The sequence below is a fragment of the Shinella sp. WSC3-e genome (assembly GCF_945994535.1).
Classification (GTDB): Bacteria; Pseudomonadota; Alphaproteobacteria; order Rhizobiales; family Rhizobiaceae; genus Shinella; species Shinella yambaruensis.
The window spans coordinates 4,479,239-4,492,135 of the sequence record NZ_OZ000530.1; the positions used below are offsets into that span (position 1 = coordinate 4,479,239).

Sequence of the window (12,897 nt, forward strand, 5' to 3'; positions counted from 1 at the left end):
AAACGGGCCGATGTCGGCCACGAAAGCGGACGGAGTTGAAGCATGGTCGTGCCGATCGAGAACCAGAAGAACATCAAGAACGTCCTGCGGAGCGGCGCGACGAAGCTGTTCGGGGTCGACAGCCTGGGGCGCGCCGCCTTCCGGAACGTGGCGGATTTTCTGACATGGGAAGCTCTCGGCGGGAAAGCCGACAAGGAGAACGCCGCGCTGGAGGGACAGCCCACGGCGCCGACGCCGAACACGGCCGACAAGTCCGATCGTCTCGCAACAACCGCCTATGTGAAGGACGCTCTTGCTGCGATCACGCCGGTTGAACGGTCGACGGCCGAAGAGGTCGCCGACGGCGTGCTGAACGACAAATACGTGACGCCGGCCGGGTTAAAGCCTTCTCTTGACAAGACCCGGATCACGTCGATGGAAGAGAAGGCAGACGCCGTTACCTATGAGACGCTGACGGCGCTGGGGGAGGATGATACCGACAACGAAAAGGTTGCTGTGAAGCGCCTCTTCGAGCCTGGCGGCACAATGGCGTTTAAGGTGCTGTCCGACGCACAGGTGGCAGAGATCCCGGCGGCTGTAAGGCGCACCGTCATTGACGATGTAAACTACGTACGTTCCGCGGAGGAGCCGTCGCATGACCTGAAGTTTCGCTCCGCAGACCGTTGGACTGATGATGGCGACCATGACAGTGCCAATGGTGGATGGTGGATGGTGGACGGCACCAAGCCGTTTGCGTTTGCCACGCGAGGCGAATTGTTAGGCGCGCAAGCAGGTATCAACGGCATTTTGTATGACGGGCAGATCGCTACCGCCAATGGCATACCGTACATGCGGCAGCGCGGGGCGGCCCTCATTCCCGACATGCCGGGTTGGCTTCCCGCTGGAGAACTGTATGTTGAACACTTCGGCAATGTTACCGTTATGGATAACGGCGACCTGCTTGCGACCGCAATCACTGCTGCGGCAAATGGTAAGGCGAAGCTGCGAGCCAAGTCCGCCCTTCTACCGGTCGTTACGCCCGTAAAGACCTATCACTACGACGGCGAGATCGTCGATGTCGATTTTAGCGGCACCATAATCGCGCCGACTGCCGAATTCCCCGCTGGTGAGATGGTGTTGCGTATCAATGCGATGGATGAGGGTCTAAGGCTGAGTTGGAGTGGTGGCGAGATCGACGGCAGATTGATGCCTGGTCTGGTTCCCGGTTTCGCGCCTGATCTTCTCCGCATTCACGGCCCCTGGGAACACGTCATTATAAAACGCGGGGTCTTCCGGAACAACGACGAAGGTGGGGCGGCCGGCGATAGCGGCGTGATCGCGTATGGCGCTAAGAACATTTACATTGACGACTGCGATTTTTTCGGCGCTGTTGACGCATCGATCTACGTCTCTGGAGACCCGCTCACAGGCGTCGGGGAAAACCTGCATGTAACCCGCTGCCGGTTCCAGTACGCTAACGTCGGCGTCATCGCCAAACGTGAGTTCAAGCACACGACATGCGATGGGAACGATTTTATCGATTGCCTTTATGGAACGATTATCGGCGGGGAGGCTGATCTCACCCTGCTTCCTGGCAAGCGCGGCAGAATTTCTGGCAACCGCTACACGCGTGTCACCTATCCTATTGAGGCGCGCATATCCGACTACACTTTGATCTACGGCAACAGGATCGAGGAGTGGGGCGACATCGCCGGTTCACCAGTCAATGCCGGAGCAATCGTGCTGCGGGGTTCAAAGCACTGTCAGGTCTTTGGCAATGTGATCCAGCGATCAACGGCATCGCACGCGAGCGCGGCGGCAGTGCGTGTACAGCAGTTCATCTACGCTGGATCGACCTACAACTCTGAATACAATCAGGTCTTCGGAAACAACATAAAAAACGCTGCCTTTGGGATACAGGAAGGAACAGGATCAGGCTATAATCTTTATGGACCTAACCTATTTCTAGCTGTCACTACGCCGCATACTATAGTGGGCGGCTTGACGGAAGTCTTCCAACCCCCACGCAAGACTACTCCGGCGTCAGCGACGGCGGCGGGAATTCGAGGGGAAATAGCTTATAACGATAGCTATTTATATATAGCTACCAGCACAAATGCGTGGAAGCGCGTAGCCATTGCAACGTGGTAAAAGGCTAAAACTGTATAGGCTCTCCCGCCCGCGCTCGCGTCTAGTTGGAGGAGGGCACCAAAAGACCCGGCCGAGCGCCCTATCGCTCAACCGGGTCTCTCGGCCGCCTGTCGGTTTGACGACCTCATAACTCAATCAGATCATCGGAGTTTCAATGTTAATTCAGGATAACCGGATCATCGCGGCGGCGCCCAATCGCTCCGCTCTTGATATTCTCAAGCGTTTTTTCAACAAGCTCTCGTCCTCCGCCGGAGTGGAGTGCGGTCAGGAACCTCAGGGTATTCTCTGCCGGTCCGGCAAATTCCCATTGGCAGCCGGCGAAGGAATTGTTTTTCAGTGTCGGTGGCATGAGCCCGGAAAAAAGTAAAAGGCAGTTCTCGAAGGTACAGCTTTCGAACGTTCCACCGTCCAAGTTGATGGTCGTGTCTTTGAACTTCTTGTTGAATGCCAGCATGACAAACCCTCCGTTGAGGTTGTGATCTTGCTGCCTGTTTAATTGGGAGTCTATATCCACCCGAAAAAGAAGCCGACTATCGCCCTTTCCGCCTGCAATTCGCTGGTTCGACAGTCTTGAGCGATACGACCGGCCCGGCCGCTCCTTTTACCGTGCGTCGTCCGAAAACTCCATCTCCCTCCCGTCGCCTCCGTGCGCGACGGCACCTAGCCGCTTAGGCGGCGCTTTTTATCGCAGCTATCACTCTTTCCGGTAGCGCTTCCCGCGCCAGCCGCCGGCCGTCAGCGGCAGGCCGTCGGCCCATGCCGGCAGTTCGCAGATCAGTCGCTCGAATTCCCTGACGTCGCCGAAGCCTCGATCGACCTCGGCCAGGATCTCGTCGTAGACGGTCGCCACGACCGAATAGCCCGCTCCTTCTGCCTTCCACATACCGTTCACGAGCAGATCGCGCGCCGTGCCCTGCGTGTTGTTCTCCTGCGCAAGGCCGCCATAGAGGGCGAAGCGCTCCCATTTCTTCGTCACCGAATTGACGCCGAGCGCCGTCACCTTCTGCTTCGTGGCGCCCTGTATCTGGCATTCGCCCTTGCGCTCCAGCGCCTCGGCAACTTCGCGCTCCATGACCTCGGCGTCGGCCCATTCCCCGTCGATCTTGCGCTTCGCCCACACCTGATCCTTCAGGCGCGGCGAGCCATAGGCGAGGCAGCGGCCGGACGGCAGTTGCGCCCACAGGAAACCCTTGGCGACGAGGTATTTCGTCCGGGCGGCCTGCGCGACCGTGCCGGGGTTCTGGATGGCCGAGCGGATGGCGTCCTCCAGATCGTACCAAGATTGACGGATCTTCGGATTGGCAGCGCGCCAGCCCTGAACGATGACCCAACAGGCCAGCCACGCTTCGCGGGACAACATCAATGCCGTTTGCTCCTTGCGCTTCAGGCTAGCCTCGTAGCGCTTGACTGCCTTTCCGCGCATTTCCTCGTCGGCGTTCTCCCAAATGGCCGGGTAGAGCGCGTCAAGGTTGACGTTGTAATTCCTCGCCATCGCGAGGAAGGCCGCCACAGATCCTTGGAAACCGCAGGCCAGTTCCGAGACCTTGCCGACGCTCTGGCGCGCCCAATGCTTCTTCGTGACGACTTCGAGCGGCAGGTTCAGGATCGAGGCGGCCGTCTGCCGGTAGAGGTCCGGAATGGACGGATCGTTGATGATGTCGAACATCGCCTTCAGCTTCCAGTCCTCGCCGGAGAGCCAGGCGATGACCGCGCCTTCGATGCCGGAATAGTCGGCCTGGATGAATTCCTTGCCCGGCCCTGCCCACACGAAGCCACGGATGGCGTCGGATATCAGATGCAGGGGGCGGCCAAGCTGGTCGCCATACAGGAATTTCAGCCAGTCCGGATCCTCGCGGCGGAAAGCATCGAATAGGACGGACAGGCGCGGATGGGCCTCTTCGAACTCCCGGCGGGGGCGCGGCATGTTGTTGAAGTTAACGCCCTGGCTTTGGAAGCGGCCCGTGCCGGCGGCGTGGTAGCTCGACGTCCCGCGCACACGGCCATCGTCGTTCGCCATAGCCAACATGGCGTTCAGCTTGGAAACGCTCGTCTTGGCGGCCTCCTGGCGGATTTCGAGCGCCTTGCGGACCTGTTGCGGCACGTCATCGAAGGCCAGCAGGTCGACGATGTCGGCCTTGCCTGCCGACGACAGGTCAACGCCCTGCGCCTGAACCCACTCGACGAGCTTGCCGGGCTGCGAGCACGCCGGCACATAGCCGCCCGTGACGACCCGCATTTCGCGGTCCAGCAGCTTCTTGGCCTTCTCGGCGATGGCGAGGGCCGACTGTGCGGACTGACGGTCGATGCGGATACCGCGCCGGTTGATCTTCAGGTTCAGCGTCCAGAGCCGCTGTTCCGCGTCGGAGAGCGGCACGATACGGCGAGCGATGGCCTCTTCGACCTCGACGTCGCGCCGGCAGTAGTCGCAGAACTTCTGCCAGTCCTCCGGGTGATCCTTCGGGTCGTTGAAGGTGCCGTCGCGCTTCGGGACGGAGAACTTGCGAATGAGGCGGGTGCCCTCCTTGTCCTTCTGGATTTCCAGCCCGAGCGCCTGCGCGGCGTCGCCGAGCGCCCGCGGCAGCGACATGGCCGCAGCTGCGGCCATCGTGTCTACGTACTGCTCGATCTTGGGGCGCGGCCAGCCGTGACGGTCGGCCAGCAGGTCGAAGCCAAGGGCCTCGAAGTTGGCGTTCCATGCATGGATCGCCGCGCCCGCCTCTATCGCGCGGCACAGATCGGCCGGCGCGGGCTGGTCGTAGGTCCACAGTTGCAGCGGCCCGTCGTCGATCCGGTAGGCACACATGAGCACTTCGGTCTGCGGGTGCTCGAAGTAGACATAGGCTCCGTGCTTCTTCAGATCGACGGGGCTGCGGGTCTCGAAGTCGGCCGATACCTTCATCCGAAAATCCCTCCTTTGTCAGCCGTCATTTCAGACAGGCCAAGGCGGCGTTTGGCGATCTCGAAATACTTCTCGTCCCTTTCAATGCCGATGAAAGAACGGCCTGTATTAATGCACGCGACGCCTGTTGTTCCTGATCCCATAGTGTTATCTAGCACCACGTCGCCTTCATCCGTGTAGGTGCGGATCATATACTCCATAAGCCCTACTGGTTTTTGCGTAGGGTGGACCGTCCCACTTTCCGAAGCGAACTCCAGGACTTGACGCGGGAAGTTACCTTCCTTCTGTTCTTACCTGCCATGTGAAGGGCGTTTAGCGAATGAACTATCGCTGTAGCTTTTCTTTTCGTACACTTTTGGCTGATCGAACTGCACGAGACCTTGCGGATTGTATGGCATTCGGCGCGACGACTGCGAGGCGTGAACTGTCACTCCTTGACTGAAGACGCACACGTCTTCGTAGTCTTTTAGAGGCATGTTGCGCGCCTGCGCGAAGCCGCTTGGGCGAGATTTCTTCCAGATCCAGCAGTATTTGAAGAACTCCAATTGGGACGCTATCAACGCCGTGGTAAATGGTTGCGCTGCCGTCAGTACAACCGGGGCGTTGGGCTTTATGACGCGCCAGTATTCTCGCCACAGTTGGTCAAAAGGGATGATGGCGTCCCACGCGCACGCTGTCGTCCCGTAAGGTAAATCGCACAGGATGAGGTCGACGCTCCGTGCGGGGAGGGTACGTAAAATATTGATACAGTCGCCTAGCCGGACGTCAATCATCTGCGAGGCTCCTGTATTCGACAGGCAGGCCAGCAGCTTCCGCGACAGCAATGCCATACTCCATACCGCGACTGACGCCTCTGTCGGTATAGACGACGCTTGCTTCTGCGACGTGCCGCCAGGCAAGACCAGCATCGATGCCCTGTTGGCGCTCTTGAGTTACGCTGTCGTCCAAAATTCCTGGTTGCGTGTACAGTAGGTGAGAAGCAATGGGTGCTTCGCCGCGCATTAAACTGTCGCGAACGCAGCGTCGGGCGTAGGCGACGTTAGCTTCAACATCGCCAGCGTAGGGACTTTCTAAAATCACAAGTCTCATGCGAAAATGTCTCCTTTGTCGGTCGTCTTTTCAGCCGCGGCCGACGTGCCGAGCGCCGCTCGCATCGCGGACACGGGATCGGCGGCGATATGGACCGACCACGACTGGCGATCTCGCGTCGTGCTGGCCTGCCATCGGCCGTCCTGTGTCGAAAAGAGCGTGAAGCCTTGGAGGCCGCTGCGGGCGGCCTCCAGTATCGCGTCGTCGAGCGGGGTCATTGATGCACGCTCAGTTTGCCGTGGACGTCGAACGACTGATGCCAGCCGGGCGTGTCCACGTCTTCGCAACGGACGTTCGGCATGCTGGTGCCGTTCCGGTATAACCGGATGAAACCCGAGCCGTAGCCCGCATAGAGCGCGCCGCCGCGCTGATAGACCTTGGCCTGGCGGTAGACGCCCTTGCTGACCAGAATGGCCGCCGCTTCGTCGATCAGGTGGAACCGCTCCATGGTTTCACCCGAAGATCCCGCCCATCCCGAGCGCGTCGAGATAGGTGTCGAGGATCGCCATCTGCTCTTTACGGGCATCCCGGTCCTGCTTGCGGATCTGGATGACCTTGCGGAGGATGGCCGTATCGAAGCCGGTTCCCTTGGCCTCGCCGTAGACATCCTTGATGTCGTCGGCGATGGTCTTCTTTTCTTCCTCCAAGCGCTCGATGCGCTCGATGAAGGCGCGCAGCTGGTCTGCGGCGACTTTGTGCGTCGTGTCGTTCGGGCGCTCTTTGCCGTCGGATGTATTAGCCATTTACATGTCTCCAATATTTGCCGGTGTTGATGTTCGATATCGTTGCCGGGCACACTGAAAATACCCGAGCGATATCCTTTTGCGTGGCACCGCGGCGAAGCATTCGCTTAATAGCCGCGACATGCGTTTCGGTCAGTTCAGTAGCGCCGTTCTTTGATCCCCGAGCCGTTCTGCCGTGAAACTCTCTGTCGGCGTGGTTTTGCTTTTGCGTCGTCCAATAGAGATTGTCCGGTACATTAAGCGTTCGGCTTCCGTCTTTGTGCGCAACAATAGCGCCGAGAAACGGAGCTTTTCCGAAGAAAGCCAATGCTACCAACTGGTGAACTTTCTTGCTCACCTTCATTCCAGGCATCGGGCGAAGACAAAGGCCGAGATAACCGTCTTTCAAGTTCTTCTGCTTCAGAATGTGGTAGGTTTCGCCGTTGCGAACACGCCCGAGTGAACTGGCTTGGTATCGCTCAAAACCCGGTATTGTCTTCCAAACTTCCATAGCAAATCTCCCCTCTGACATGGCCGGAATGTCCGGCCATGTCAGTCGTCAAATCAGACAGTTTCCTAGCCAAAAAGGCCGGCCGCGCCGTCGCCGCTCTTCGTGCTGGCGGGCGCATCGCCCTCGTCTTCGATCTTCTCGAAGAACTTGTCCGGGTCCGGACCGCCGGCACCGCCGAGCACCTCCTCGCCTTCAGCCTTCTTCGTGATCTGCACCATGGAGATGCCGAACGAGATACCCTTGCCGTTTTCCTTGTTCTCCCAGGTGAAGGCGTTGATCACGGCGAAGCCCTTCGAGCCGGACGGGACGTCGGACTTATCCATGACGGGGTTGCGCTTGCGATCGAACACCTTCGGCTTGTAGTCCTCGCCGGAGATGCAGCGGATGAAGGTGTGGCCGGCAAACCCGGCGTGGCGCTCGCCGGTCTTCTTGGAAACGGCCTGCTTGCCGTCGCCGTCGAGGAAGGGGTTTTTGATGACCTCGTCCTTGATCCACTGGATGGCCTTGTCGCCCCATTCGGCGACCGCCGCGTCCAGCGCGAGCTTCTGGAGGGCGGAGATGTCGGTGCCCTTCTTGAACAGCAGGGAGCAGCCGAACTGCTTCTTGCCGTTGTCGCGCTCCTGCGGTTCGAACAGGTTGTGCGCGAAGGCGATCGTGCATTCCGGGGTCTTCAGGTCTTCACTGCGTGCCATGATGTTTTCCTTTCGATGGCGTTAATCGAGAATGTCGAAGTGCTTGTTCACGGCCGGCGTTGCTGCCGGACGCGACGTCTTGTTTGCGGCGACGAGGTTCGTGCCGGTGACGGACCGCTCGATCAGGTCGGCGATGTCGGCCTTGTGCTTCGCGCCGAGTGCCTTTTCGACCTGCGCGGGCGAAGCGGGTTTTGCCGGCGCGTAGGCGAGATCGCGGTCTTTTCCGGCGTTTTCCAGCACGTCGATGACGTTCTGGATATCGACGTCGGCCTTCCATTTGCGGTGGCCGATCTTCTCGACAAGCTGGTAGCCGGGGATCTCGACGCCGATCTCGGCCTGCGCATGCGCATAGGCCCGAACGGCGTTGATCCACTCCCCGATCATGTCCAGCATGTCGAGCCGCTTCGCCAACTCCGCCGGATCCATGCTGTCCGGCGCGTTGGAGATGCGAGGCTGGTCGAGGTCGTCAAACCAGACACCGGCCGCGTCGAGCGCCTTCTGCTCCAGTGCCGGGCAGAACCCGGCGGCACGGCAGAATTTGCAGTGTGGACCAGCTGACAGGTACTCCGCGTTCCACCGAGCCCGCGAAAGGCCGAAGCCTGGGTGGTCGACGTTCTCGAAGTCGGACATTGCATCCGCGGTACGGAGCATGGCCGCCAGCAGGTCCGTCGTCCACTCCATGAGATCGACCACATGGAAGCTCTCGGAGCGGATACGGCCGTCCTTGTGCGGGGCGCGCGGCTGAACGATCGTGACCTTGATCGTCTTCACCTTGAGCCCCTTGTTCGCCAGCATCGCGCCGAGGGCGTAGGTGCGAAGCTGCGGGTTGCCGATCGCCTCGACGACATGCCCGCGCCCGCCCTTGAGGTCGACGACCTCCAGTTCTTCGGTCAGGGGCTTGTAGATCACGGCGTCGGCTGTGCCGCCCGCCTCGAAAGGCGGGTTCAGGGAAGCCAGGCTGAACTTCTGCTCGATATGCAGCAGATCAGCCGGGTTCGTCTTCGGCGGGGCGGCAGCAACAACGACTTCACGGACGTAGCTGACGTACTGCTGCGCAGTGTCGGCCATCTCCTCGTCGACCTCGAAGGAGTGCTTCTTCCCCTTCTCCGTCTCGCCGATGAAGCTGTCTGCCTGCACGCCCTGGCGCAGGCACTTCTCGGCAATCTGGTGCGCGGCGGTGCCCCAATCGGCGGCCTCGTTCGTCGTCTCGGGCAGGCCGTCGGTCAGGGCCAGCGCGCCGGGGCAGTTCCAGTTCCGCTCCGTTGCGCTGGCCGACCATTGGGCGTGATCGCGGGCTGAGTGCTCAACCATCTACAGCCATCGCATTCTGGAACTCCCGCGACACCCACGCGAGGAAGTCCGGCATGTCTTCCTTGAACACGAGAATTTTATCCTCGGTCGTCAGATTGCCCTCGACGTCGATGCGGAAGTTTTCCTCGTCGGTCAGGAACTCTTCGGTTTTGCGGGTCGTGTGCGCCATCACGCCCCCTTGCGCTGGTAGCGCGTGCCGGAGTTCGCGGCGTCGGTCCACGCCTTGACCATGGCGGCGATCTTGTCCTGATCGGACGGCAGGATCGAGAACTTCCAGAACGGTTCGCCGGCCGGCGGCGGGCCGAGCACGTCGACGAAGAGACCGGGACCGTCTTCGGAGGCGATCTGGCGGCCCTTCTCGAAGTCGCCCTTGCCGAATTTCTCGACATAGAGACCGACGGCGTTCTTCACGTCGTCGAGCGTGAGCGGCTTCGCGGCGTCGCGGTTTGCGGCGTCCTCGGCCGCTTCGTCGGCGGCGTCCTGCGCGGCCTCTTCCGGATTGACGCGCTCGCCGCCGGACTGGATGCCGAATGCGCTGGAGCCCGCCGCGTCGGCCTTGTCTGCGGCTTCGTCCTCGGCGATCTCCTCCTTGGTGCGGCGGGCACGGCCCGGCGCAGGCTTGCCGCGCTCACGCTTGGCCTCGACCGCCTGCGGCGTCGTCTTTTCGACCTGAACGTCGCCGGTCGAAAGGTTCACGTTCGCCTCGACGAAATCGCCGCGTTTGATTTCGGCGGGAGGCGTCTCGCTCGAAACGAGACCGCGCGACAGGTCGCGAAGCTCCTCAAGCGTCTGACTGGCATTCTCGCCGAAGATTTCGATTTTCACGGTCATGCTATTACCTCTCGGATGGCAGTCCACAGTCTCATGAGGATCTGCTGAAGTGCTTCGTCGATACTTCCTTCCAACACAGCGACGCGGACGAAGGCTTGGCGCGCCTGCATGTGGTTCGTGATCCGAAGCGACATTTGCTTCATCGACTTCGGTGAAAAGGCCGTCTCGACGAACCAGAGGTTCGCGGACGTGCTGAGATCGATGGCCTCGCCGGCCGCTTCGATCTGCGCCAGGAAGACGCGCGGCCCGTCGGGCGCGCTGAACCGGGCGACATGTTCTTCGCGTTTGCTGGCTGACGTCGAGCCGTCAACGCCGACAACGCCATACGTCGAAAGGCCGTCTTTCAGGATCTGCCCGACGTCCCGGTGCCAGTAGGCCAGCACGATCTTGTCGAGCCCGCAGTCAAACTCGTCTTTGACGGCCTGAACGACGGCCCTTGCCTTGATCTCGCCCGTCAGGCGGCGCAGCGGGCCGAGGTGCATTTCGAGCGCACGGGTGTCGCCGGCCTCTGCGGCGGCGAGCACCGCGGCAGCTTCAAGGTTGCCCTCGACTTCCCGGCGCATCGACGGGGAGACCGCCAGCGGCAAGGTCTCGTAGATTGGCGCGCGGATGCCGACGTCCTGCTGCGTGCGGCGGAGCATGAAATCGCCGATCCGGTGGCGGAGCTCGGCGAGGTTCTGCCCGCCCATGACGACCATGATCTTGCGCCACTGGCTGATCTTCTTCGGACGCCGGATCGTGTAGCGCTTCATGAAGTCTTCGTAGGCCGTGACGTCGGGCATGCCGTCGTGCGCCCGCAAGCAGCCCGGCTTCAGCGCCCGCAGGCGCGGATACCAGTCGCCGGGATTATGGGGCTGCGGCGTGCCGGAAAGGCACCACACACGGCCGTTCGCGGCGTGCGACAGGGCGGTGCTCGTGTTGAGCATCAACCCGCCTTCGTGCGGCTCGCCGTAGAGGGCGCGCGTCCTGGCGGCCTCGAATGTCTTCGCGAAATGATCTTCGTCGGAGATGATCCGGTCCCATTTGCGGGATAGCAGCATGGACCGGATTTTCGGGTTCGTGATGCTGCCCCACCCGACGATCGCCACGTCGGCCTTCAGCTTGTCGCTGTCCTTGGCGATAACCTGCACGGAGCGGCCGAAGGGCGACCAATCACCGAAGGCACGCCGCCACACGGGCCGGCCCGATGCGGTGGTGATGACGAGGATCGAGCCTTCGAGATTGAAGTCGGCCGCCATGATGGCGCTGCCCGTTTTTCCAACTCTTGGCTCTGACGCGAGCAAAGCACGCTCTTTTCCAGAGAGGAACGTCGCGCCTTCTATCTGATGAGGGAACGGAGAATAGCGCATCAACGCTGCTCTCGCATGACAGCCGCGAGGAGCGGATAAGGCGCGTAGAATTCACGCCTGTTGCGTATCTGAGCGACACTGCGCTTCGGCAGCCACACTTCTCGCCCGCGCCAATTCGCCTTAACGCCTTTCTCGGTCACAGCGACGAAGCTGTCGAGTTTTGCGTATCCTTTCGGGATTTCATCTACGATCTTCATGCCATCGACGTGCATCTGCACCATGGCGCGGTCGTAGAGTTCTTGCCGGTCGTCTGGCATGGGTCGATCCTGTTAGCGATGAAAGCGATGTCAGTTTGGTAGTGATGTCCGGCGTGTCGTTCGTTATTCCATACACGCCGGACGAAAAGTCAAGGGCCGTCAGGCCGATTTCACGCCGTTCACTTCCGCGCCGGTCAGTGTGTAGCCGACGATGTCGACGAAGCTGTCGTAGTGATCGGGTGTCTCGCACAGGCGAGCCTCTTTCATGAGGCGCATCATGGGCGATACGTCTGCCGCGGTGATGCCGTTCTTGGCTTCCGGGTCGCCGAGAACGTCCGGCGGCAGGATGCCGACATTCACCAGATAGGCGTTCCAGAACCGGGCGATCCGCTCGAAATTGTTTTCGGGCGTGCCGTAGGCTCCGCGCCGAGCGCCGTTCACGATCTTGCCGGCCTCGCCAAGGATTGTCGCCTTGATGTCGGGCACGGCCGCCGATCGCAGTTCCGGCGCGGGGGTGGGCGTAGGGCGTTTTGTCATTTGCTTTCTCTCCTCGCGGACATCCATGCGTTGATTTCGATGAGCGACCACCGAGACGCCCCGCCGAGCTTGATAGGCTTCGGCAGCGCGTCGGCTCGGATCATCTGATAAAGTTTGCTGCGCTGGAGGCCGACCAGTCGGCACACCTCACTGATGTCGATGAAGCGATCTTGTTCTTGCGTCACCCGAAAATTCCTTCTGTCGGTTTGTCGAAATAAGGCCGAACGCTGATCCACATGCCCGGCTTGTCGCCGTACCGCTTTTCGATCACGGTCTTGACGATCTGGCTGTCATCCACCCACACGATCAGATTGCAGGCGTCGATGGTCTTCATGAAGTTGTCGAGGTCCGGTTTCTTCGTCGGCAATTCCGTGCCGGCGAGGGCGGCGGCCTGGCGCTTCTTCGGCCACGAGGTGGCGATCGGCACGACGACCTTCATGCTCATTTCCAACGGCCCTTCCAGCGGGGGCCGATCTCCCATGGCTTCCTTGGCCGCATATTTCAGCGCGGCCTCGTAGTCGCGGGTCTTTTCCGGCGTGTAGACCACACCCGACTTCGTCAGGCGCGGGCGCTCCTTTCCGCGTGGAGCGCCCAACAAAACGATCTCGATCATGCGATCGGGGCCAGAC

19 protein-coding genes are annotated in these 12,897 nt (G+C 60.8%); 1 reads left to right on the forward strand and 18 read right to left on the reverse strand.

The window, feature by feature from the left end; all coding sequences use genetic code 11:
• Positions 1-42 precede the first annotated feature (42 nt).
• On the forward strand, positions 43-2,130 hold the full coding sequence (locus AABF56_RS21980) for a right-handed parallel beta-helix repeat-containing protein (protein WP_338341877.1): 2,088 nt from the start codon (positions 43-45) through the stop codon (positions 2,128-2,130).
• 157 nt (positions 2,131-2,287) lie between these two features.
• Here AABF56_RS21980 and AABF56_RS21985 read toward each other — a convergent pair whose 3' ends face one another.
• The 18 genes from AABF56_RS21985 to AABF56_RS22070 all read right to left on the reverse strand — a co-directional run bounded on the left by AABF56_RS21985 (position 2,288) and on the right by AABF56_RS22070 (position 12,881).
• Positions 2,288-2,584: a hypothetical protein gene (locus AABF56_RS21985; protein ID WP_338341878.1), complete on the reverse strand. Its 297-nt coding sequence runs from the start codon at positions 2,582-2,584 to the stop codon at positions 2,288-2,290.
• Between the two features lie 240 nt (positions 2,585-2,824).
• Positions 2,825-5,029: a DNA polymerase gene (locus AABF56_RS21990; RefSeq protein WP_338341879.1), complete on the reverse strand. Its 2,205-nt coding sequence runs from the start codon at positions 5,027-5,029 to the stop codon at positions 2,825-2,827.
• Positions 5,026-5,286: a DNA-methyltransferase gene (locus AABF56_RS21995; RefSeq protein WP_338341910.1), complete on the reverse strand. Its 261-nt coding sequence runs from the start codon at positions 5,284-5,286 to the stop codon at positions 5,026-5,028. The genes AABF56_RS21990 and AABF56_RS21995 overlap by 4 nt, the downstream gene beginning before the upstream one ends.
• 33 nt (positions 5,287-5,319) lie before the next feature.
• A complete protein-coding gene (locus AABF56_RS22000; protein ID WP_338341880.1) occupies positions 5,320-5,802 on the reverse strand; it encodes a hypothetical protein in 483 nt (160 codons plus the stop codon).
• Positions 5,795-6,118, reverse strand: a complete 324-nt coding sequence (locus AABF56_RS22005) for a DUF7768 domain-containing protein (protein WP_338341881.1) — start codon at positions 6,116-6,118, stop codon at positions 5,795-5,797. Before AABF56_RS22005 ends, AABF56_RS22000 begins: the two co-directional genes overlap by 8 nt.
• A complete protein-coding gene (locus tag AABF56_RS22010) occupies positions 6,115-6,336 on the reverse strand; it encodes a hypothetical protein (protein ID WP_338341882.1) in 222 nt (73 codons plus the stop codon). Before AABF56_RS22010 ends, AABF56_RS22005 begins: the two co-directional genes overlap by 4 nt.
• The gene (locus tag AABF56_RS22015) at positions 6,333-6,566 is read right to left on the reverse strand and encodes a hypothetical protein (protein WP_338341883.1); all 234 of its coding nucleotides are present in this window, start codon (positions 6,564-6,566) and stop codon (positions 6,333-6,335) included. The genes AABF56_RS22010 and AABF56_RS22015 overlap by 4 nt, the downstream gene beginning before the upstream one ends.
• A gap of 4 nt (positions 6,567-6,570) precedes the next feature.
• Positions 6,571-6,861, reverse strand: coding sequence for a DUF2312 domain-containing protein (locus AABF56_RS22020; RefSeq protein ID WP_338341884.1), 291 nt, complete (start codon positions 6,859-6,861; stop codon positions 6,571-6,573).
• Positions 6,854-7,351: an NUMOD4 domain-containing protein gene (locus AABF56_RS22025; RefSeq protein ID WP_338341885.1), complete on the reverse strand. Its 498-nt coding sequence runs from the start codon at positions 7,349-7,351 to the stop codon at positions 6,854-6,856. The genes AABF56_RS22020 and AABF56_RS22025 overlap by 8 nt, the downstream gene beginning before the upstream one ends.
• Before the next feature lie 65 nt (positions 7,352-7,416).
• On the reverse strand, positions 7,417-8,043 hold the full coding sequence (locus AABF56_RS22030) for an ssDNA-binding protein (protein ID WP_338341886.1): 627 nt from the start codon (positions 8,041-8,043) through the stop codon (positions 7,417-7,419).
• Between the two features lie 21 nt (positions 8,044-8,064).
• Complete coding sequence (locus AABF56_RS22035) at positions 8,065-9,354, reverse strand: DUF2800 domain-containing protein (protein ID WP_338341887.1); 1,290 nt, start codon at positions 9,352-9,354, stop codon at positions 8,065-8,067.
• Positions 9,347-9,523, reverse strand: coding sequence for a hypothetical protein (locus AABF56_RS22040; protein ID WP_338341888.1), 177 nt, complete (start codon positions 9,521-9,523; stop codon positions 9,347-9,349). The genes AABF56_RS22035 and AABF56_RS22040 overlap by 8 nt, the downstream gene beginning before the upstream one ends.
• Positions 9,523-10,185: a hypothetical protein gene (locus tag AABF56_RS22045; RefSeq protein ID WP_338341889.1), complete on the reverse strand. Its 663-nt coding sequence runs from the start codon at positions 10,183-10,185 to the stop codon at positions 9,523-9,525. Before AABF56_RS22045 ends, AABF56_RS22040 begins: the two co-directional genes overlap by 1 nt.
• Positions 10,182-11,534: an SNF2-related protein gene (locus AABF56_RS22050; RefSeq protein ID WP_338341890.1), complete on the reverse strand. Its 1,353-nt coding sequence runs from the start codon at positions 11,532-11,534 to the stop codon at positions 10,182-10,184. The genes AABF56_RS22045 and AABF56_RS22050 overlap by 4 nt, the downstream gene beginning before the upstream one ends.
• Complete coding sequence (locus AABF56_RS22055) at positions 11,534-11,791, reverse strand: hypothetical protein (protein WP_338341891.1); 258 nt, start codon at positions 11,789-11,791, stop codon at positions 11,534-11,536. Before AABF56_RS22055 ends, AABF56_RS22050 begins: the two co-directional genes overlap by 1 nt.
• Before the next feature lie 99 nt (positions 11,792-11,890).
• The gene (locus tag AABF56_RS22060; protein ID WP_338341892.1) at positions 11,891-12,268 is read right to left on the reverse strand and encodes a DUF6378 domain-containing protein; all 378 of its coding nucleotides are present in this window, start codon (positions 12,266-12,268) and stop codon (positions 11,891-11,893) included.
• Positions 12,265-12,453: a helix-turn-helix transcriptional regulator gene (locus AABF56_RS22065; RefSeq protein ID WP_338341893.1), complete on the reverse strand. Its 189-nt coding sequence runs from the start codon at positions 12,451-12,453 to the stop codon at positions 12,265-12,267. The genes AABF56_RS22060 and AABF56_RS22065 overlap by 4 nt, the downstream gene beginning before the upstream one ends.
• Entirely contained in the window at positions 12,450-12,881 is a 432-nt protein-coding gene (locus tag AABF56_RS22070; RefSeq protein ID WP_338341894.1) for a RusA family crossover junction endodeoxyribonuclease, read from the reverse strand. The genes AABF56_RS22065 and AABF56_RS22070 overlap by 4 nt, the downstream gene beginning before the upstream one ends.
• Positions 12,882-12,897 lie beyond the last annotated feature (16 nt).